This window comes from Lentilactobacillus sp. TOM.63 (genome assembly GCF_030361045.1).
Classification (GTDB): Bacteria; Bacillota; Bacilli; order Lactobacillales; family Lactobacillaceae; genus Lentilactobacillus; species Lentilactobacillus dabitei.
Map to the genome: position 1 here is coordinate 22,296 of NZ_JAUCAP010000003.1, position 20,475 is coordinate 42,770.

General features: G+C 42.3%; 21 protein-coding genes. 4 read left to right on the forward strand and 17 right to left on the reverse strand.

The features are described from left to right. Positions 1–12: 12 nt before the first annotated feature. Positions 13–852, forward strand: a complete 840-nt coding sequence (locus tag QUF07_RS00985) for a fructosamine kinase family protein (protein ID WP_289426609.1) — start codon at positions 13–15, stop codon at positions 850–852. Between the two features lie 7 nt (positions 853–859). Here QUF07_RS00985 and QUF07_RS00990 read toward each other — a convergent pair whose 3' ends face one another. The 6 genes from QUF07_RS00990 to QUF07_RS01015 form a co-directional block, all read right to left on the reverse strand. Next, a complete protein-coding gene (locus QUF07_RS00990; protein WP_217161322.1) occupies positions 860–1,501 on the reverse strand; it encodes an HAD-IA family hydrolase in 642 nt (213 codons plus the stop codon). A 194-nt stretch (positions 1,502–1,695) separates the two neighbouring features. Further along, positions 1,696–2,142, reverse strand: a complete 447-nt coding sequence (gene dtd, locus QUF07_RS00995) for a D-aminoacyl-tRNA deacylase (RefSeq protein ID WP_289426610.1) — start codon at positions 2,140–2,142, stop codon at positions 1,696–1,698. Between the two features lie 12 nt (positions 2,143–2,154). Beyond that, entirely contained in the window at positions 2,155–4,383 is a 2,229-nt protein-coding gene (locus QUF07_RS01000; protein ID WP_217161324.1) for a RelA/SpoT family protein, read from the reverse strand. 83 nt (positions 4,384–4,466) lie between these two features. After that, the gene (locus QUF07_RS01005) at positions 4,467–5,213 is read right to left on the reverse strand and encodes a 16S rRNA (uracil(1498)-N(3))-methyltransferase (RefSeq protein ID WP_289426611.1); all 747 of its coding nucleotides are present in this window, start codon (positions 5,211–5,213) and stop codon (positions 4,467–4,469) included. Continuing rightward, positions 5,214–6,173 carry a 50S ribosomal protein L11 methyltransferase gene (gene prmA / locus QUF07_RS01010; protein ID WP_289426612.1) on the reverse strand — a complete coding sequence of 320 codons (960 nt, stop codon included), beginning with the start codon at positions 6,171–6,173 and terminating at the stop codon, positions 5,214–5,216. Positions 6,174–6,216: 43 nt separating this feature from the next. Then, the gene (locus tag QUF07_RS01015; RefSeq protein WP_056982836.1) at positions 6,217–6,585 is read right to left on the reverse strand and encodes a hypothetical protein; all 369 of its coding nucleotides are present in this window, start codon (positions 6,583–6,585) and stop codon (positions 6,217–6,219) included. A gap of 171 nt (positions 6,586–6,756) precedes the next feature. Between QUF07_RS01015 and QUF07_RS01020 the strand changes: the two genes are divergently transcribed. The 3 genes from QUF07_RS01020 (at position 6,757) to QUF07_RS01030 (ending at position 7,815) form a co-directional block, all read left to right on the forward strand. Next, the gene (locus tag QUF07_RS01020; protein WP_249778389.1) at positions 6,757–6,906 is read left to right on the forward strand and encodes a hypothetical protein; all 150 of its coding nucleotides are present in this window, start codon (positions 6,757–6,759) and stop codon (positions 6,904–6,906) included. A 66-nt stretch (positions 6,907–6,972) separates the two neighbouring features. Further along, positions 6,973–7,152 (forward strand): hypothetical protein, encoded by a 180-nt coding sequence (locus QUF07_RS01025; protein ID WP_243685839.1) that lies wholly within the window; start codon positions 6,973–6,975, stop codon positions 7,150–7,152. Positions 7,153–7,389: 237 nt separating this feature from the next. Beyond that, positions 7,390–7,815, forward strand: coding sequence for a hypothetical protein (locus QUF07_RS01030; protein ID WP_217161327.1), 426 nt, complete (start codon positions 7,390–7,392; stop codon positions 7,813–7,815). A gap of 66 nt (positions 7,816–7,881) precedes the next feature. Here the strand turns inward: QUF07_RS01030 and lepA are convergent, their stop codons facing one another. The 11 genes from lepA to rnpM all read right to left on the reverse strand — a co-directional run bounded on the left by lepA (position 7,882) and on the right by rnpM (position 20,460). Beyond that, positions 7,882–9,720: a translation elongation factor 4 gene (gene lepA / locus QUF07_RS01035; RefSeq protein ID WP_217161328.1), complete on the reverse strand. Its 1,839-nt coding sequence runs from the start codon at positions 9,718–9,720 to the stop codon at positions 7,882–7,884. A 116-nt stretch (positions 9,721–9,836) separates the two neighbouring features. Then, complete coding sequence (gene dnaJ, locus QUF07_RS01040; protein WP_056982845.1) at positions 9,837–10,985, reverse strand: molecular chaperone DnaJ; 1,149 nt, start codon at positions 10,983–10,985, stop codon at positions 9,837–9,839. A gap of 111 nt (positions 10,986–11,096) precedes the next feature. After that, positions 11,097–12,968 carry a molecular chaperone DnaK gene (gene dnaK, locus QUF07_RS01045; protein WP_289426613.1) on the reverse strand — a complete coding sequence of 624 codons (1,872 nt, stop codon included), beginning with the start codon at positions 12,966–12,968 and terminating at the stop codon, positions 11,097–11,099. Between the two features lie 27 nt (positions 12,969–12,995). Then, positions 12,996–13,601 (reverse strand): nucleotide exchange factor GrpE, encoded by a 606-nt coding sequence (gene grpE / locus QUF07_RS01050; RefSeq protein ID WP_217161330.1) that lies wholly within the window; start codon positions 13,599–13,601, stop codon positions 12,996–12,998. 34 nt (positions 13,602–13,635) lie between these two features. Then, entirely contained in the window at positions 13,636–14,679 is a 1,044-nt protein-coding gene (hrcA, locus tag QUF07_RS01055) for a heat-inducible transcriptional repressor HrcA (protein ID WP_217161397.1), read from the reverse strand. 125 nt (positions 14,680–14,804) lie between these two features. Then, positions 14,805–15,761 carry a riboflavin biosynthesis protein RibF gene (gene ribF, locus QUF07_RS01060; RefSeq protein WP_289426614.1) on the reverse strand — a complete coding sequence of 319 codons (957 nt, stop codon included), beginning with the start codon at positions 15,759–15,761 and terminating at the stop codon, positions 14,805–14,807. Positions 15,762–15,782: 21 nt separating this feature from the next. Next, positions 15,783–16,688 (reverse strand): tRNA pseudouridine(55) synthase TruB, encoded by a 906-nt coding sequence (truB, locus tag QUF07_RS01065; protein WP_217161332.1) that lies wholly within the window; start codon positions 16,686–16,688, stop codon positions 15,783–15,785. Positions 16,689–16,900: 212 nt separating this feature from the next. Continuing rightward, positions 16,901–17,254: a 30S ribosome-binding factor RbfA gene (gene rbfA, locus QUF07_RS01070; RefSeq protein ID WP_217161333.1), complete on the reverse strand. Its 354-nt coding sequence runs from the start codon at positions 17,252–17,254 to the stop codon at positions 16,901–16,903. Between the two features lie 15 nt (positions 17,255–17,269). Next, the gene (infB, locus tag QUF07_RS01075) at positions 17,270–19,849 is read right to left on the reverse strand and encodes a translation initiation factor IF-2 (protein WP_217161334.1); all 2,580 of its coding nucleotides are present in this window, start codon (positions 19,847–19,849) and stop codon (positions 17,270–17,272) included. A 4-nt stretch (positions 19,850–19,853) separates the two neighbouring features. Then, positions 19,854–20,171, reverse strand: a complete 318-nt coding sequence (locus QUF07_RS01080) for a L7Ae/L30e/S12e/Gadd45 family ribosomal protein (protein ID WP_056982855.1) — start codon at positions 20,169–20,171, stop codon at positions 19,854–19,856. Next, positions 20,161–20,460 carry an RNase P modulator RnpM gene (gene rnpM, locus QUF07_RS01085; protein WP_289426615.1) on the reverse strand — a complete coding sequence of 100 codons (300 nt, stop codon included), beginning with the start codon at positions 20,458–20,460 and terminating at the stop codon, positions 20,161–20,163. Before rnpM ends, QUF07_RS01080 begins: the two co-directional genes overlap by 11 nt. Between the last annotated feature and the right edge of the window lie 15 nt (positions 20,461–20,475).

Consider the following 20,475-nt stretch of genomic DNA (forward strand, 5'->3'; position numbering starts at 1 on the left):
GGAGTTCATCCTATGTCTTTAAGCAAAAGTTGGCTTCAACAATTACCAATCGATGACGTCAGAACTATCAAATCAGTTTCAGGCGGTGATATCAACGATTCTTACATGTTGGAAACCCAAACCAACAAATATTTTATGAAGGTTCAACCAAAACGGGGAAAAGAATTCTTTGCTCATGAAGTTGAAGGCTTGGAATTACTGGGAAAAGTTGCCAATACACCCCAAATTGTCGCGACCGGTGAAGTTGGCCTTGATGGCTTCCTTATTTTAAATTGGATTGATACTGGCAGCGGTAGTCAAGTCGAACTCGGCAAAATGGTCGCCAGGGTCCACCAACAACACGCTAAGCAGTTTGGCTTAGATCATAATTTTACGGCAGGTAACTTACCCAAAAATAACACTTGGCAGTCGGACTGGACAACCTTTTATCTCAATCAGCGACTTCAACCGCTTGTCGATTTGGCCATCAAAAAAGGCCGCTGGAATGACTGGCGAAAAAAACAATTCCAGTCAATGAGCAACCAATTTAAAAAGTACTATTCAACTCATGAAGTGACCCCAAGCCTTTTACACGGAGATCTTTGGTCTGGCAACTATATGTTCACTTCAGATGGCACCCCAATGCTGATCGATCCGGATGTCTTTTATGGCGACCGGGAACTCGATATTGCCATGACCACTATTTTTGGGGGCTTTTCTCAAGAATTTTATCAAGGCTATAATTCCGTCTATCCACTCAAAATCGGTGTCGATAAAAGACTCGGCTGGTATCAACTGAACTACCTATTAGCCCATTTGAACCTATTCGGGGAAACTTATGGGCCAATGGTCCAATGGTCGATCAAATTCTGAGAGCTTACTAGGATTTAGACAGCCAAGGGATTAGATCGGATAACGCGGTGATCCGAATATCCGGATTCCCAGAATCACCAATAATCCCATCAGGATCAAACAAACAAGCAGCAATATTTGCATTGTGCCCCGCAGCAACATCTAGCTTACGGTCACCAATCATTATTGCTTTTTTTCTGTCGACATTATTTTTGGTAATCAGGTAATTGATCGATTCTGGATTGGGCTTTCGAGGAAATTTTTGGTTAGAAGTCACGTAATCTGTAAAATGCTGCTCCAGATCAAAATGAGCCAATAATGCCTTGGCTTGATTGTCACGATGAGTCAGCAAATAATTATGACCGCCAAGCTGTTCTGCAAGGGCAAGAACGGCTTTTGCCCCCGGAAACGGTTCGGCAGCAGAAACCAGTTCCGTCTGATACCGCTTATTCAATGTTCGCAATGTTTTTTCGTCAATGCCATAAAAGGCCGCACTCTTTCGAATCGCCGTTCCGACATCATGCTGACGCATCGTGAGATAAATATCGTGCTCATCAATTTCAACTTCATCAATATCGAGGTCAATTAAGGCGTGTTTGAACGCCTGCACCATTTTTGGATAGGTGTTGAATAAAGTACCATCAAAATCCCAAAACAATTGATTGATCATTTAGTTATGTTGCTCCTTCTGTAAGAGATTGCTGAGTCAAGCTGTTGAAAAAGCCGAAAATTCTTCAAATATTAACTCAAAACAACCAACGATGAACGAACTTGATCCATCATTGGTTGTTTTGCTACGGCGCAAGAATGATCTTAGGAAACCTAATGTTACGTTGATTAACGATCATCCTCTTTGGTTGTCACTCACTTATTCTCGGTGTCAAATAAAATCGTGACTGGGCCATCATTTTGGATGTCCACCAACATATCAGCACCAAAGACGCCGGTTTGGACATCTAGTCCTGCATCCCGTAATTTGTCATTAAATTGTTCATATATCTGATTAGCATGACTGGGTTCGCCTGCTCCAGTAAAACTGGGTCGATTCCCTTTTCTGGTATCAGCATATAAAGTAAATTGTGAAATTGACAAAATCGAACCACCAACCGTATCGATATCTAGATTCAGTTTGTCATTGTCATCTTCGAACACTCTTAACTTATGAATCTTGTGGGCCAGATAGTCAATTTCTTCTTGGCCATCAGAATCCTGAACGCCAACCAATAAGACAAAGCCCTGACCAATTTTCCCGTGGACTTTACCATTAATCGATACTGACGCTTGTTTCACTTTTTGTAAGACAACTCTCAATTGATTAACTCCTTACCTGAATTTTCGTTCAACCAAATAAACGTCATGAACATTCTTAATTGCGTTAATTAACCGTTCTAATTGTTCAAGATTTCGAATGCCAACCAATAAACTGATTGTTGCCATTTTATTATTGTCCACCTGACCATTTACTGACGAAACTGTTTTGGTCACGTTATTGACTGCGGTCAAAACATTTGTGAGCAGCCCAGCTCGATTGTATCCCTGAACCGAAAGGCTGGCTTCATAAGTGGTTCTGGCCCCCGGATCATTTGCCCAGGCAACCTCAATCAACCGCTCACCATTTTCTTCAGCCTTGACGATATTCGGACAGTCGACTCGGTGAATTGAAACACCCCGACCTTTGGTAATATAACCAACAATTTCATCGCCAGGAACTGGGGTACAACAATGACTCAACCGAACCAGTAAATTATCGACGCCCTCGATGACAATTCCATTTGAGGATTTACGAGCCTTCTTTTTGGCCGCTTCACTGGTATTCTCGGTGATCGTTTGATGGCCTTCGAGCACTTCTTTTTCAGCTTGATCCTGACGCTCCCGCTTCTGTTGTGCTCTGACATCTTCAGTAAGTCGATTCACAACACCGGTGGGTTGAACATCTCCAAACCCAATGGCTGCCAGCAAATCTTCTGCATGCTGATAATGCATGTTGGTAGCAGTCGTTTCTAATTTATCAGGCGTCATCACTGTATGTGGATCAAATCCTTCTTCACGCAGCTTGCGAGTAATGATCAAGCGACCATCTTCAATGTTTTTAGCCCGATCTTCCTGTCTAAAGTACTGCTTAATTTTATTTCGGGCCCGTCTCGTATGAACCAATGGCAGCCAGTCACGACTCGGACCAGCAGAACCTGTTGAGGTAATGATATCGACAATATCACCCGTTTTGACTTGATGATCCAGTGGCACAATTTTGCCATTGACCCTCGCACCAGTTGTGTGATTACCAACTTCTGTGTGAATCATATAGGCCATATCAAGTGGACCGGCACCCTTTGGTAATTCGTAAACGTCTCCCTTGGGGGTGAATACATAAACGTGATCGCCAAAAAGTTCACCTTTAACACTGTCCATAAAATCAGCGGCGTCATCGGTATCCTCTTGCAGCTCAATGATCTGTTTGAACCAGTTCAGCTTATTGTTGTCTTGGGAAGCTTTAACCTCACTACGAATGCCTTCCTTGTATGCCCAGTGAGCTGCAATACCAAATTCAGCGACCCGGTGCATTTCCTCAGTCCGAATTTGAACCTCAAGGGGCTTGCCTTCGGGGCCAATGACTGTCGTATGCAGGGATTGATACATGTTGGCCTTAGGCATTGCAATATAATCCTTAAATCGACCAGGCATCGGCTTCCATTTGGAATGAATTGCCCCTAAAACGGCATAACAATCCTTGATTGAATCAACAATCACCCGAATTGCCAGCAGGTCATATATCTGACTAAATTGTTTATGCTTTTCAACCATTTTTCGATAAACGGAATAAATGTGCTTTGGGCGGCCATAAATTTCACTCTTAATGTCCAAATCAGCAATCGCGCTTTTAACCTCCGCGATTGCTTTTTCGATATAATCCACTCGTTGATCCCGACGTGAATTCATCAAATGAACAATTCGATAGTATTGCTGGGGGTTCAAATAACGTAATGAAATATCTTCAAGTTCCCACTTAATCGTTCCAATACCTAAACGATCAGCGATTGGGGCATAAATCTCCAGCGTTTCTTTTGCAATCCGCCGTTGTTTATCAGGCCGTAAGGATTTTAGTGTCCGCATATTGTGTAGTCGATCAGCCAACTTAACGATCATCACACGGATATCTTTACACATTGCCAAGAGTAGTTTTCGGTGATTTTCCGCCAACCGTTCTTGACTGGACTTGTACTTAATCTTGGAAAGCTTCGTGACCCCATCAACGATCAAGGCAACATCGTCCCCAAACAGCTCTCTAATGTCACCAAGAACTGCGCCGGTATCTTCGACCACATCGTGCAAAAAACCGGCTGAAACAGTCTCAGGATCCATATGAAGGTCAGCTAAAATCCCGGCCACTTGAATGGGATGAGTAATATAAGGCTCTCCCGATTGCCGTCTCTGATCCTGATGAGCGATTTTGGCAAATTCATAGGCTTTCTTGACTTGCTTAACGTGCTCATCATTCATATATTCAGACACTTTTTTAATGACATCGTCCGCTGTCCAAATTTTAGTCGCCATTCTTATCAACTCTTCTCTAATTCTACCCCTCACCGGGTTTGTGAATGCTATTATGAATATTTTAGCATGATTTACACGTTTATTCAGCTACCTTGTAATTCGGTCAGGACGGAAACTGCCGTTAGAAAATATAACGGCGCCGTTTCGGTTCTCATAATCCGCGGCCCCAAGCCAACGTTAGTAAACCCATTTTGGTTCAATAATTGGATTTCTTCAGGGGCAATCCCGCCTTCGGGTCCAAACACCGCCACAATTGAATGGCCAACCGGCGTGGCTTCTACCTGCTTAAGCAGTTCAGCCTTTTCGCCAACTTTTGCAGATTCTTCGTAGGCAACCAGCTTGGTGTCAAAATTCATCGCCACAAGAGCTTTCAAACTCTTTAAATAGCTCACTGTCGGCACCACATTTCGATGTGACTGTTCTGCCGCGCTCAAGGCGACTTCATTGAGCCGCTTGATCTTTTTAACACTTTTTTGATCCCACTTAACAATCGACCATTTCATTGGTAAAAAGACTATCTGAGAAACCCCCAGTTCAGTCGCTTTTTGGACGATCAGTTCCGGTTTATTCCCCTTTGAGAGACCACTGACAATTGTCGCCTTAACGGGAAGTTCAACGTTCACAGGTAATTGCTTAGTAACTGACACGGTGACTTTTCGCCTGACTAATTGGCTTACTTCAGCTTGAAAAACAAGCTGTTCTGAAGAAACAACCTCAATTTGGTCGCCAACTTCAGCTCGAAGCACTCGGCTTAGGTGATGGCTGACGTCATCAGGAAGTTGGATTTGATCGCCAACTTTAATTGTTTGGCTTAAAAAATAATGTTGCATTTACTCCTCATCCTTTGGCTTTTGGGCAATAATCGCGTACCAATCTTTCATTTTCATTGATTCTAAGACTTGAAAGCCACCATCAACCATCACCTGTTTGACTAAATCATATTTGTCATTAATGATGCCAGAAGTTAGAAAGTACCCGCCCACTTTGAGGTTGGCAAATGCCTGAGGAACCAGTGGCACAATAATCTCCGCCAAAATATTGGCAACCACGATATCAACGTGTTCATGAATGCCCTTCAGCAAGTCATTAGCAGAAATTTGAATATCCTTGGCTGCTGGATTTAAATCAATATTTTTCTTTGCAGATTTAACCGCCACATCATCGACGTCAAACGCCTGCACGTTACCGGCACCCATTAACTTAGCGGCAATGCTGAGGACTCCTGAGCCAGTGCCAACGTCCAAAACCGATTCGCCACCGTGCATGACAATTTCGAGCGCCTGCAGGGATAGTTGAGTTGTCGGATGCGTTCCGGTCCCAAAAGCCATTCCTGGATCCAATCGAATGATTTTTTCAAACTCAGTTTTCGGTTGATAGTCTTCCCAACTTGGAACCACCGTCAACATTCTTGTAATTGAAACGGGATGATAATATTTTTCCCAAGCAGTCCGCCAGTTTTCGTCTTCGACAGCGTTAGTGGTCACTTCAGCGGGACCAGGATTTAACCCGAATGATGATAATTGCTGAACCCGTTTGGTTATTTCAGGCACTTTTGTTTGAATATTTTTGTTATTTGGAAAATAAGCAGAAACAATCGCTCCAGTTGCAACATGGGTTAATGATGCCGGTTCCACAATTTCTCCGTGGCTCCCATACCGGCCAGCTTTGAGCTTATCAAAATCCTTGGCGTCTTCTATTGATACGCCTGTTGCACCATTGGCCATCAAAATATTTGAGACTGCCTCGACAGCCTCACTGCTTGTGATGATCGAAACTTCTGTCCAGTCCATGTTGGTTCCCCTTTGTTAATTTAATAAATACAAAAAGAGCATCCTACTTGGATGCCCCATCAGGTACTTGATGCTCTTTGTCGTCATTGTTCTCATGAGCTTTCTGAGCCTTTTCCTCACGAGCACGAACTTTGGCCTCATGCTTCAGAAGATGTCCTTCCAAATATTGCAGCAACTCAGATTCATTATCAAAAATCCGCGGATGCTTTTGCTTGTGAAGGCGTAGGTCAATTTCATTGATTCGTTGCCTGCCGGTCCACTTATGACTGTAACGAATAATTAACCGATTGTCTAAACGATCACGACCAAATCGGAAAATATAAATGTTATCTGGCGTAAGTAAGGGGCGAATATATTCTTTTTTATAAAAATAACCATTTTTTCTGAGATATTGTTTTGTTCTACTTAACAACGATAGCCACCTCCTTACTTGTTATTTTATTAAAGGAACTCAAATCGAATAAAAAACGAATTAATATATATAATAATTGAATGTGATCGAAAACGCAAACATTTTGTTGACAATCCCGCTTGCTTTCCTTGATCTATCTATCATATTATTGAAGAAAGGAGTTGAAAGGGCATGGAACTATTTCGTATTCGGTTTATCAACAAAATTCGGCCAGATACCATTGAGATCAGATATTGGGCAGTCTTAGAAGCTCATTCAAGCGATACAATCTTTGAAGGGCATCAGTGTTTTAATCGAAATTACTTAGATTATACAATTTAAAAAAACGGTGAAGTGGCGTTACGAGCCATCACAAATATTTTTTCGGCAGTCCCGAAAAATCTTGTTTTGGATAAAGTCAGTTTCGAGCAATCCCATGATCGTAATCTATTACAAGTTCCAACCAAGCAGTTTTTTGATGACTATATTATCAATAATCATCAAATAGATCGCGTCATCAAGAAAACAGACGATGAGCACCATGCGATCATTGACACAAAATTGATTACCGAACTCCGAATTGGGTGATCCCTTTCCAAGTCAGCATATTCTCAGAATATTGTGCAGACGGGGCTGAAATTGAAAGCCTGTTTTCTGTTTGTATATTCTCCAAGCCCAAATAATTAATAAAAAATTTGACTCTATATGTCAGCTGACATATGATATAAGTGTAATTATTAATTTAAACAATTTAATGTGGAAATTGATTTGGGGAATTGATGACATTTGTTATCAAAATTAGTGATCAATTCCGGGTGAAGGAATATGAACGTCAGGGATAAAATTCAAGTGATTATCGATAGCGGGGATAGTGCTTATCAAATCCAACAGTTGACTGGAGTTAACTCATCAGTCATTATTCGCTTAAGAAATAATAACCGTTCGATTGATAATTTATCATTGAAAACCGTTGAGAAACTTGAACAGTACTATGATTATCACTTATCAGCCAAACATCCAGCACCAAAGGATGTCCATTTATCACATTTTCGCCACCGACTCATCAACGTTTTACAGGAATTGTATGAGTTCCAGCAGGAAAAGGTTGAACAAGTGGACGCCCCTGATGATGAACAGGCAATGGCTGCAGTCATCGAGCAACTCTTTAATGACATTTTGGCTGATCAGTTAGAAATCGAAAAAATGAAACAAATCTACAACCAGAAGTTAACTAAGAAGCCAACAGTGTAATTCAAAAAACATAAGACAGTAAAAACGGGAAGCAGATCATGATGATCGCATCCCGTTTTTTTACGCCTATTTGTCGCCTTTTTCTTCCTCGTCAGTCTGCAAAACCGCCATGAAAGCAGCCTGTGGGATATCGACCTTGCCCACAGCTTTCATCCGTTTCTTACCGGCCTTCTGCTTCTCAAGTAACTTCATCCGTCGAGTTCGATCACCACCATACAACTTGGCGGTCACGTCTTTTCGATAAGCCTTAATATTGGTCCGGGCAATAATCTTTGCCCCAATTGCGGCTTGGACCGGAATTTCAAAGTTTTGTCGTGGAATGATGTTCTTTAATTTGCCAACGATGTCACGAGCACGAGTGGCCGCAAACTGTCTGTGTGAAATGAAACTTAAGGCATCGACCTGTTCGCCGTTTAAGAGAATATCAATTTTAACCAGATCACTTGGCTTGTAGTCTTCCAAATCGTAATCAAGCGAAGCATATCCCTTAGTGCTGGATTTTAACTTATCAAAGAAATCAAAGATAATTTCTGACAATGGCATGTGATAAATCACATTTACCCGGTATTCATCGAGGTATTCCATTGTGTCAAATTCACCCCGGCGGCGTTGGCAAAGTTCCATGACAGGTCCTACATACTCGTTAGGCACCATGATGGTTGCTTTCACATAGGGTTCAGAAATCTGTTTAATTGCTGAAACGTCGGGCATTTCAGATGGGTTTTCAACTTCTTTCTTTTCACCATCTGTCATATCGACTTCATAGGTAACTGACGGCGCGGTGGTAATTAACTCAAGATTAAATTCCCGCTCTAACCGTTCCTGAACAACATCCATGTGAAGCAAGCCCAAAAAGCCACAGCGAAAGCCAAACCCCAACGCCTTAGAAATTTCTGGTTCAAATTCCAACGCAGCATCGTTCAGTTTTAATTTCTCAAGAGCCTCACGTAAATCGTCGAACTTCGCGTTGTCGGTTGGATAAAGTCCGGCGTATACCATTGGATTCATAATCCGATAACCAGGCAGCGCTTCGTCAGCGGGGTCGTCAGCGTTGGTAACCGTATCACCGACACGAGTTTGAGTAATATCCTTAATACTGGCAGTGATGTAGCCAACATCGCCAGACATCAAGTAGTCACGTTTAACCGGCTTGGGTGAGTTTACACCAACTTCGGTTACTTCATATTCACTGCCACTGTTCATCATCCGAATCTTGTCACCAGGCTGAACGGTTCCTTCGAACAGACGGACGCTCAAAACAACCCCACGATAGTCATCGTAAACTGAGTCAAAAACCAACGCCTTTAATGGCCCGTTCACATCACCATCGGGAGCCGGTATTTTATGAACAATTTGTTCAAGCAAATCTTCAATTCCAATGCCCTTCTTAGCACTTGCCAAAACAGCATCAGATGCGTCAATTCCGATGACATTCTCAATTTCAGTTCGTACTTTTTCAGGTTCAGCTGACGGCAAATCAATTTTGTTAATCACCGGAACAATTTCAAGGTTGTCATCGATAGCTAAATAAACGTTAGCCAACGTTTGAGCTTCAACCCCTTGAGCAGCATCGACGACCAAAACAGCCCCTTCACAGGCCGCCAAACTTCGTGACACTTCGTATGAGAAGTCAACGTGTCCAGGGGTATCAATTAGATGAAACTCATAGTCATGCCCGTCTTTGGCATGATAAGTCAACTCAACGGCATTCAACTTGATCGTAATACCCCGTTCTCGTTCCAGATCCATGTTATCCAACAATTGATCCTTCATGTCCCGTTTAGCAACTGTATCAGTCATTTCGAGAATTCGATCAGCCAGTGTCGATTTCCCATGGTCGATGTGAGCAACGATGGAGAAATTGCGAATATACTTTTGATGTTCCTTCATTTTTTCTAAATCCATGTTGTATCTCACTTTCATTCTTCATTAAATCTCTTATACCAACCATTATAACAATTAAGAGGCTGGATTTAACCAACCTCTTAAAATAATGTCACTTATTTAAGTTTAGAATGCCTCTATTTTTTGTTATCAAAAGCATCCTTCATTTTGTCAAAAAAATGACCGCCGCCTTTGCCATCCAGGCTTTCACCACTCGCTTTGGCAAATGCTTCCAAAGCAACTTTTTGGTCCTTATTTAAATTCTTAGGGGTTGTAACAGTCACCGTAACCCGTTCATCACCAGTGCCATTACCACGAAGACGAGGAGCGCCTTTACCTTTCAATCTAAACGTCGTTCCAGTTTGCGTTCCAGCAGGGATCTTCAATTCAACATCTCCATGGACCGTTTTCACTTTGACCTTGCCACCTAAAGCAGCACGGGCAAAACTGATTTTCTCGTCAACAAAAATAGTTGAGCCGTCTCGAGTAAAGTCTTTACTTGGTTTAACTTTAAAGACAATGTACAGATCACCGTAAGGGCCGCCATTTTCGCCAGCTTCACCTTGTCCTTGAAGGCGCATTTGTTGACCATCGTCGATTCCGGCTGGAACATTGACTTCTAATTCATGACGTTCGTCAACTCGACCACGACCACCACAGGTTGGGCACTTTTCTTTAATTTCTTTACCAGTTCCATGACAAACTGGGCAGGTTTGCCGAGACTGCATTCTGCCGAGCGGCGTATTCGTTTCAGTCGTGACATATCCACGGCCGCCACAACGAGAACAGGTTACAGGTGAGGTCCCTGGCTTGGCACCAGTTCCACCACAAGTCTTACATTGAGCTTCACGATTATATTTAATAACCGTCTTCTTACCAAAAATGGCTTCTTCAAATTCCAGCGTCATTTGATACTGGAGATCGCGGCCCTGCCTTGGTGCAGAAGGATCCGCATTCCGTTGGCCGCCACCAAAGAATTGGCTGAAAATATCATCAAAACCAAAACCGCCGCCACCATCGAAATTACCGAATCCACCAGCGCCGCCACCGCCAAATCCGGCACCAGCACCATCGGCTGATCCGTATTGGTCATAGTTTGCCCGCTTCTGTGGGTCACTTAACGTTTCATATGCTTCGTTAATTTCCTTGAACTTCTCCTCAGCATTAGGAGCCTTGTTGATGTCAGGGTGCCACTTCTTGGACAACTTACGATAGGCGTGTTTGATTTCATCGTCGCTGGCGTCTTTTGAGACCCCGAGGATATCATAATAATCTTTACTTGCCATTAGAAACTCCCATCTTCAATCAATTGTTTATCCTTGATAGAATACCATATTTTAACAAAAAGCCAAAGCCAGATTGGCCTTGACTTCTCGTCTAAATAACAATCTCAAAGATTATTTTTTATCATCGTGAACTTCATGGAAGTCACCGTCAACGGTACCGTCGCCGCCTTTACCATCATCTTTGTTATCATCAGATGAACTTTGCGAACCGGTTTGAGCACCCTGAGCACCGCCATCTTTTGGCGCTTGTTGTTGATATAACTTAACGGCAAGGTCTTGGACGATCTTGTTCAAATCATCTTTCTTAGCCTTCATGTCGTCAACGTTATTGTCTTCCTTAGCTTTCTTAAGTGCATCACGGGCATCTTCGGCCTTCTTAATTTCGTCATCGGAAACCTTACCTTTAACTTCCTTAAGGGTCTTGTCAGTCTGGAAGAGTAACTGGTCAACTTCGTTATTGAGATCAGCAGATTCCTTACGTTGCTTATCTGCCTCTTCGTTTTCCTTGGCTTCCTTCATCATCTTCTTGATTTCATCATCGGAAAGACCTGACGAATCTTTGATGGTAATCTTTTGTTCCTTACCAGTTCCTTTATCCTTGGCAGAAACGTTCACAATTCCGTTCTTGTCAATGTCAAAGGTAACTTCAATTTGAGGAACACCTCTAGGGGCAGCAGGAATGTCAGTCAACTGGAATTGACCCAGTGTCTTGTCATCGGCAGCCATCGGTCGTTCACCTTGAAGAACATGGATATCTACGGCTGGTTGATTATCTGCGGCAGTTGAGAAGACCTGTGACTTACTAGTTGGAATGGTTGTATTCCGATCAATTAACTTAGTGAAGACCCCACCCATGGTTTCAATACCAAGTGACAATGGGGTAACATCAAGCAAAACAACATCCTTAACATCACCAGTAATCACACCACCTTGAACAGCAGCCCCTAAGGCAACCGCTTCATCAGGGTTAATTGAGTGATTAGATTCCTTACCAGTCCATGACTTAACGGCTTCTTGAACAGCTGGGATTCGAGTTGAACCACCATTTAAGATCACTTGATCGATGTCTGAAGTTTGTAATCCGGCATCCTTCAGAGCGTTGTCAAATGGCACCTTGGTCTTTGCAACCAAGTCAGATGTCAATTCGTTGAACTTTGCACGAGTCAAAGTCGTTTGCAAATGTAATGGACCGTTATCGCCAGCTGAAATAAATGGCAGGCTAATTTCGGATTCAGTCACACCTGACAAGTCTTTCTTAGCCTTTTCGGCAGCATCCTTCAAACGTTGAAGAGCCATCTTATCCTTAGAAAGATCAACTCCATTTTCCTTTTTGAAGTTATCAACCAACCAATCAATAATCCGTCGATCAAAGTCATCCCCACCAAGGTGAGTATCACCATTAGTTGAAAGTACTTGGAAGACACCATCACCTAATTCAAGGATGGAAACATCAAAAGTACCACCACCTAAGTCGTAAACTAAGATCTTTTCATCTTTATCTTGCTTATCAAGGCCGTAAGCCAAAGCTGCAGCAGTTGGTTCGTTGATGATTCGCTTAACATTTAAACCAGCAATCTTTCCAGCATCCTTGGTTGCCTGACGTTGGGCATCATTAAAGTAGGCAGGAACAGTGATAACAGCATCTGTCACTTTGTCACCCAAATAATTTTCTGCGAAATCTTTAATATACTGCAAAATCATTGCTGAAATTTGCTGTGGTGTATATTTTTTGCCTTCGATATCAACTGTATAACCTTGTTCACCCATATGACTCTTAATTGACCGAACAGTGTTAGGGTTTGTAATCTCTTGACGCTTAGCAACTTCACCAACCTGAGGCTTGCCATCTTTAAATGCCACAACAGATGGTGTAGTTCGGGCTCCTTCAGGGTTTGCAATGATTTTAGGCTCGCTGCCTTCCAATACGGCAACGGCTGAGTTAGTGGTACCTAAATCAATACCGATAATTTTATTACTTGCCATAGATAATCCTCTTTTTCTTTTAAAGATTTATTTTGCTACAACAACCATTGCTGGTCGTAAAACACGGTCCTTCAAACGGTAACCGTCCTGAAGAACTTGAACAACCGTTTCAGCAGGATGATCCTCATCCGCATCTGCAGTTTGGATAGCCTGTTCAAACTTTGGATCAAATGGTTTATTCAGGGCGTCAACAACCTCCACACCATTATCCTTGAGTGCTTTGTTAAGATGCTCATAAACCATCGATACACCCTTTTTAAGCTGTTTCCCATTGTCGTCAGTGACTTCAACGGCAAGTGCTCGTTGTAAATTATCAACAATTGGTAGGATGTCATGAGCCAACTGCTGGCCATCATACTTAATTAAATCAGCTTGTTCTTTTTTTGCGTGATTCTGAATATTTTTCATATCAGCTTCAGCACGAAGATATCGATTTTCCATATCATCAAGCTTTTTTTGAAGTTGAACAACTGTCTGCTTCAACTTGGTAACATCTTCAGCACTCTTACTGGAATGGTCAGCCGCAACCTTTTTTTCATGATCATTTTTTGCCTGATCTTTGGGTTGGGCAGTCGACTGTTCCTTTGGCTGGTCCTGCTTCTTATTCAGTGATTCTTCCTTATTCTCTGCCAAACAATCGCCTCCTTAGGTTGCCAAATCGCTGGCATTAGTCCTGGTCATCATCATAGTAGCCGAGAAGCTTCTTAGTCAGTTCCTCTCGTAATGCACCAACTATGCCAATAACCTTCGAATACGGCATCCTTGTCGGCCCAATGACCGCAATGACCCCGTGTCCATACTCCTTTAAATCATAAGTTCCAGTGATTATACTGTAATCTTTCAACAGATCGTTTCGCAATTCACCACCGATCCGAACCTGAACGTCGTTGGACTTGGTATTAATGATTTTTTGTACCGTGTCCTCGGTTCCAAGTAAGTTATAAAGGGGCTTCAAGCGATCAACGTCTTGACGCTCGACAAATCGCAGCAAGTTCAACTCACCATCAACGTGAACTTTGTCCTTACCGGCTTCGTTAAGCATCTCACCAAATATCTTCAAAAATCCTTCAGGAGTTTGAATATACTTGGTCATTAGCATTGGAATATCGAACTTGAGTTTCTCTAAAACCTGTCGCAACGGCTTGCCAACCAATTCGGAATTAATAATGTTAACAATCGTTTCCAGCTGCTCAGACGATACATTTGCCAGGCGGAAAATCTTATTCACAACATGACCGTTATTCGTGACGATAATTGCCATCACCTGTCGGTCATCAAGCTTCACAAGTCGAAAGCCACCCAACGTCACATCATCGCCTGATTCTGGATTGAATGTTAACGCCATATAATTGGTTAAATCAGACAAAACCTTCGCAGATTCTTGGACGATCTCATCAATTCTATTAAACTCACTGTTAAAAGAGCTCTTAATCAAATCTTCGGCACTATCATCAAGTGGATCCGGTTCAACCAAGTTATCCACATAATACCGATAACCTTCAATGGATGGTACCCGGCCTGATGAAAAATGTGTCTTGGTAATCAAGCCCTTTGATTCAAGTGCAGCCATATCGTTTCTAACCGTCGCAGAACTGACATGGGTTGGAAACTCTGAAGCTAATGCCTTGGAACCAACTGGCATTCCCGTTCTTGTATAATCACGAATGATTATTTGAAGAATATTTTTTTGCCTATCCGTTAACACCAGAATCACCTCTTTTTAGCACTCAATATATTCGAGTGCTAAGGCACATTTATAATTTAACAAACCACTCCACATTAGTCAAGGAATTATGGCCGATTTTTAGCATTATTTTGTTTTGAGTGCTAATTGTGCTAATTCAAACTCTTGGAATGGTCTTTGAAATATTGACGGGTTTCGTTGGCATCCTGATCGAGTTGGTTAATCAATTGCTCTGGTGTCTGGAATTTAATCTCATCTCGCAGATAATGCAGCCAATCAACTGTCACAATTTCGCCGTAAATATTTTGATCAAAGTCCAATAAGTTGATTTCGACGGTCATTGGATGGACATCTGAGAAAGTGACATTCTTGCCGATTGAAGCCATTCCAAGGTATTTTTTCCCAGCAATCGCAACGGTCACAACATAGATCCCAATTCGGGGTAACCACTGGTATTCTGAATGCTCAACGTTGGCGGTGGGATAACCCAACAAACGGCCGCGTTCTTCACCGTGGACGATCACCCCTTTTGTTTGAAACGGCCGACCAAGCAACTCATTGACTTCATCGATATTACCGGAATCCAACTCAATTCGAATTCTGGTAGAGCTGACCTTTTTCCCATCGCTATCAACTGGAGGAACGGTAATGACTTTGAATTTCCCGTTGGCATACTTTGGGAGATTTTTCATGGTGGCAGTTTGTTTATCACCGTATGTATGGTCAAATCCAGCAACTACAGCGACGGCATTAAAACGATCAATAAAATTCGTAACAAATTGGGCTGGCGGCTGGCTTTGAAATGCATAAGAATAATTAACCAAAAAGACTTGATCAACCCCAAATTTTTCAAACAACTCCATCTTGTAGTCGAGTAGTGTCAAATAACGTTTTTCATGAGCGGCCATTTTTTTATAAACTAGGGCAGGATGATGGTCATAAGTGAGGACTGCGAACTTAGCTCCCACTTTTTCCGCCTCTACTTTGGCTCGTTGAAGCACCTCTTGATGCCCCTTGTGGAAGCCGTCAAACACCCCCATTGCAACGACTGTCTTTCCTTCGACATGAAAGGAGTCGGCCAGTGGATAATGAAGTTTAGATATTTTCATAATCATTTACACCTTCTTAATTTACGCGATAAACATTTTATAGGGACGATATTTCATAAGCTCAGCATCAAATTTGTACAGGGCTTTGACTGCTCCCATGTAGGTTAAACAAACAACGGGCTTGTGATCAGGATTGATGGATTGATCCAGAAAACCACCATGGGAAACAATTTCCCAACGGCTCTCATCAAGTCTGTATTGAGGATAATCGGCTAAAGCCTCTGCCAGGGGCCGAAAGATCGTTTTCAAGTTGTCGTTGTCAACCGCTGCTTGAATCTGTTTTAAAGTGACACACTGGGAGATATCAAAACCCCCGCTCTTTATCCGGGTTAAATTCGTCATTACTGAGGGAACGTTGATCAGTTTGCCGAAATCTACCGCAAGGGTCCTCACGTAGGTCCCTTTTGAACAACCAACTTCGAAATAAATCGTCTGGGTCTGCTTTTCCTGATCATAGGCGGCCGGTTTAAGCTGTTTAAAATAATCAATGTGAATTGGCCGAGGGTCACGGTCAATTGTTAATCCTTTACGGGCATATTCATACAACTTATGACCATTCACTTTAACTGCGGAATACATTGGTGGCACTTGCATGATATCGCCTGTTAATTTCGCCAAGACATCATCAATCTGGGCAGATGTTAACGGAGATTCAATCGGCTGTTGCGCAATCAACGTTCCATCCAAATCCTCAGTATCGTAGGCCATTCCTAGCGTAATTTCACCTTGGTAGACTTTACCTGATTGCATCATCAATTCACTAATTTTCGTTGCCTGGCCAATACAAATAGGCAGAACTCCATCAACATTTGGATCTAAGGTGCCAGTGTGCCCAACTTTTTTTGTGTGTAAAATTTTTCGTAATGAGCTCACACATTCATGACTCGTCATTCCGCGTTCTTTATATAAAGCAATTACGCCATCCATTGTTTCTCTCCTAATAAAATCATGTAGTAAAATTATATCATAAAAATCAGCATGGGTAATAGCGTGTTTTGGCCTTACTGCCATCTTATTAACAGCATCATACGGCGAAAACTGCCATTAATTACATAAGAGCTCCTGAACTAAATCCCCAAATCAGGGGTTTAATTCAGGAGCTCTTATGTAACCGAAAGACGTTTTTCTTCAGACACTTCTTATTCGCCTTGTTGCTTCAATTTATTAATCAATTGGTCAATCTTATCACCATATTGAACTGAACTATCCAATTCAAACTTAATTTCAGGTGTTTTATAAATACTCAATCGATGTCCTAACTCGCCACGAATCAGCCCAGCGGCCTTTTCAAGCCCCGTCTGAGTTGTTTGTTCATCCTCTGGTTTATCGGAGAGAATACTATAATAGATCGTCGCTTGCTGAAGATCACCGGTTACCTCGACTCCAGTTAAAGTCACTCCCTGTACTCGAGGATCCCGGACTCGTTTGAGCAAAATATCGTTAACTTCTTTTTGAATTTCTTGTTCCAATCGACCAACGCGATAATGAGCCATGAAAACACCTCCGAATTACTTAACAGGAACTTCCTTCATCACATAGGCCTCGATCACGTCGCCGACCTTGATATCGTTATAGTCCTTGATTGTTAAACCAAGTTCAAATCCTTGTTTAACTTCATTCACATCATCTTTAAAGCGTTTCAGACTGTTCAATTCACCAGTGTAAACAACGACACCGTCCCGAATTAGACGAACCTTACTGTTCTTCTCAACAAAACCGTCAACAACCATTCCACCTGCAATTGTTCCGACTTTAGAAGCCTTAAAGATATCACGAACTTCAACTTGACCGGTAACTTCTTCCTTGTAAGTAGGAGCAAGCATCCCTTTCATAGCTGATTCCACCTCATCAATTGCATTGTAGATCACTTGATGAAGACGAATGTCAACGTGGTCACTTTCAGCTTGTGATTTAGCTTGAGGAGTTGGTCGAACATTAAAACCAATGATGATCGCATTACTTGCTTCAGCCAAAGCGACATCACTTTCATTAATCGCGCCAACAGCCGCATGAATAATGTTAACTTTCACGCCTTTGACCTCAATCTTTTGAAGACTGTTAGAAAGTGCCTCAACGGAACCTTGAACGTCCGCTTTAATGACAATGTCAACTTCCTTCATTTCCCCTTCCTTGAGGGAATCAAACAAGCTATCTAAGGTTACTCGGGTGGTCTTTCGACGCTCTTCAACTTGAGCTTCTTTAGCCCGTTCCTCACCAACTGAACGAGCGGTCTTTTCGTCCGCAAAGACGACGAATCGATCACCAGCTTCTGGCACGTCGTTTAGTCCGGTAATGGAAACTGGTGTAGCTGGGGTGGCCTTTTTCAGATCCCGTCCCCGTTCGTTCGTCATTGTCCGAACTCGACCGAAGGTATTACCAACAACAATTGGATCACCAACCCGCAACGTCCCTTGCTGAACAAGTAAGGTTGCAACTGGTCCTTGGCCTTGATCCAGTCGAGCTTCAATTACAGAACCTGCCCCTGGTTGATCAGGGTTGGCCTTCAATTCAAGCATTTCAGCTTCGAGAATGATCATATCAAGCAATTCATCAATATTCTTCCCAAACTTGGCAGAAATATTAACAAAAATAGTATTACCACCATTATCTTCTGGGATAAGGCCATACTGCATCAATTGATCAGTCACGTGCTGTGGATTAGCATCCGGCTTATCAATTTTGTTAATGGCAACGATAATTGGTGTCTTAGCTGCCTTTGCATGGTTAATCGCTTCAATTGTTTGAGGCATCACCCCATCGTCGGCCGCAACCACCAAAACAGTGATATCGGTGATGTTAGCACCACGGGCTCGCATTTCAGTAAATGCGGCATGCCCAGGGGTATCCAAGAAGGTGATCAAGTTATCGCCGTGGCGAACTTGGTAAGCACCAATTGCTTGAGTAATTCCACCAGCTTCGCCAGCAGTGATATGCGAATGACGCAAATGATCAAGTAAAGTGGTCTTACCATGATCAACGTGACCCATAATTGTCACAACGGCTGGGCGTGATACTTGATTATCCGTGTTGGCTTCTTCTTTTTCAAAGATTTTATCCAAGTTGGATAGATCTTGATGAACCTTTTCTTGAGCTTCAATTCCATAATCAGCTGCGAGAATTTCAATTGTGTCCTTATCGAGTGATTGGTTTTGGTTAACCATCACACCAAGCATGAATAACTTTTTAACAATTTCAGCCGGCTCCCGATGCAAAATCTTACCAAGATCTTGAGCATTCATCCCATCTTGATATTCAAGCACCTTTGGTAATGGTCGTTCCTTACGTTCTGGAGCACCATGATGTTCAACTTCACGCAACCGTTGATTCTTTTGCTTCCGTTGCTTTTTGTTGCGCTTCTTATTGAACTTTCTGGAACCGCCGCGATTGTTATTGTTATTACGGTTCAAACTGCCGCCAAATCGACCGCTTCCAGTATTTCGATGGGCATTATTTGAATGCGCATTGCCGCTGTTGTTGCTGGTCCGATTGTTAGACGATCTCGTGTTGGAAGCTGCAGGCCGAGATGTCCGCGTAGTGTTGTTACTGTTGTTATTACGATTGTTTGTATTATTGTTACGTGAATTGCTATGGTTCTGGTTTTGATTGCGACTGTTTTGATTGCCGCCGTTATGATTCCCATTGTTGTTAGAGCTTGAGTGGTTCACGTTATTATTGCGATGCGTATCATTATGAGCCGCATTACTAGTGTGCTGGGCTGAATTACTGTGATTTGTCCGGGCACTTTGATGTTGGTCACGAGAATTGTGATTACCATTTCTAGAATCACTATTCCGATTGTTTGGCCGACTTGCAGTGTGGCTTGAACTGCTGGTTGTCGAATGAGTTTCATTAGGCTTCTTGGCTACATGAGAAGTTGAATGTTGTGACTTGTTTTGTTGTGGTCTAGCAGAGTGACTAGTCGCACTTGCACCCTTGCTAAACATCTTTCTGATTTGCTTTTCTTGGTTATCATCAACGGTTGACATATGGTTTTTAATTGTAAATCCTTCTTTGTCAGCGCGATCGACGATTTGTTTACTGGAGACATTGAGTTCTTTAGCTAATTCATAAATCCGCTTTTTCCCCATATCATCACTCTCCCTTATTGTTATCGGTTAATTCAACCAATTTTTTTGCCATACCCCGATCGGAAATTCCGATGATTGTACGTTTCATACCAATTGCATCACTCAACACTGCTTTAGTGTACATGGTATTGACGGGGACATGATAGTAATTAGACTTATCTGTAAATTTTTTTTGAGTTGCCTGGCCGGTATCTGAAGCGATAAACAGGAAATGAACTTTGCCATTTCGAATTTCAGATAACAATTTATCTTGTCCAGAAACAATTTTGCTGGCTCTTCTGGCAATTCCAATAAAATTTAAAATTGCTTGCTTATTGTCCATTCTCAAACAACTCTTTTCGAGCCTGTTTATGATCAACGTAGGCAATTAGTTCATCGTAGAAGCTTTCATCCAGTTTGGTGGAAAATACTTTTTCAAAAGTATGCTCTGACTTGGCCTTCTTCGCAATGTCTACATTGATGGAAATGTAAGCACCTCTACCGGATTTCTTACCAGTTTCATCAATGGAAACCTGACCATCTGAATCTCGGACAATCCGAACTAATTCTTTTTTAGGAGCCATTTCTCCAGTGACGATGTCTTTTCTCATTGGAATCTTTCGCTTTTTCATACAATCGCCTCCTAA

What these genes read in the sequence shown, in the direction of transcription:
- QUF07_RS00985 (WP_289426609.1), top strand. Translation starts at nt 13, where the DNA reads ATGTCTTTAAGCAAAAGTTGGCTTCAACAATTACCAATCGATGACGTC.
- QUF07_RS00990 (WP_217161322.1), bottom strand. Translation starts at nt 1,501, where the DNA reads ATGATCAATCAATTGTTTTGGGATTTTGATGGTACTTTATTCAACACC.
- QUF07_RS01000 (WP_217161324.1), bottom strand. Translation starts at nt 4,383, where the DNA reads ATGGCGACTAAAATTTGGACAGCGGACGATGTCATTAAAAAAGTGTCT.
- QUF07_RS01005 (WP_289426611.1), bottom strand. Translation starts at nt 5,213, where the DNA reads ATGCAACATTATTTTTTAAGCCAAACAATTAAAGTTGGCGATCAAATC.
- prmA (WP_289426612.1), bottom strand. Translation starts at nt 6,173, where the DNA reads ATGGACTGGACAGAAGTTTCGATCATCACAAGCAGTGAGGCTGTCGAG.
- QUF07_RS01020 (WP_249778389.1), top strand. Translation starts at nt 6,757, where the DNA reads ATGGAACTATTTCGTATTCGGTTTATCAACAAAATTCGGCCAGATACC.
- QUF07_RS01030 (WP_217161327.1), top strand. Translation starts at nt 7,390, where the DNA reads ATGAACGTCAGGGATAAAATTCAAGTGATTATCGATAGCGGGGATAGT.
- lepA (WP_217161328.1), bottom strand. Translation starts at nt 9,720, where the DNA reads ATGGATTTAGAAAAAATGAAGGAACATCAAAAGTATATTCGCAATTTC.
- dnaJ (WP_056982845.1), bottom strand. Translation starts at nt 10,985, where the DNA reads ATGGCAAGTAAAGATTATTATGATATCCTCGGGGTCTCAAAAGACGCC.
- dnaK (WP_289426613.1), bottom strand. Translation starts at nt 12,968, where the DNA reads ATGGCAAGTAATAAAATTATCGGTATTGATTTAGGTACCACTAACTCA.
- ribF (WP_289426614.1), bottom strand. Translation starts at nt 15,761, where the DNA reads ATGAAAATATCTAAACTTCATTATCCACTGGCCGACTCCTTTCATGTC.
- truB (WP_217161332.1), bottom strand. Translation starts at nt 16,688, where the DNA reads ATGGATGGCGTAATTGCTTTATATAAAGAACGCGGAATGACGAGTCAT.
- rbfA (WP_217161333.1), bottom strand. Translation starts at nt 17,254, where the DNA reads ATGGCTCATTATCGCGTTGGTCGATTGGAACAAGAAATTCAAAAAGAA.
- infB (WP_217161334.1), bottom strand. Translation starts at nt 19,849, where the DNA reads ATGGGGAAAAAGCGGATTTATGAATTAGCTAAAGAACTCAATGTCTCC.
- QUF07_RS01080 (WP_056982855.1), bottom strand. Translation starts at nt 20,171, where the DNA reads ATGGACAATAAGCAAGCAATTTTAAATTTTATTGGAATTGCCAGAAGA.
- rnpM (WP_289426615.1), bottom strand. Translation starts at nt 20,460, where the DNA reads ATGAAAAAGCGAAAGATTCCAATGAGAAAAGACATCGTCACTGGAGAA.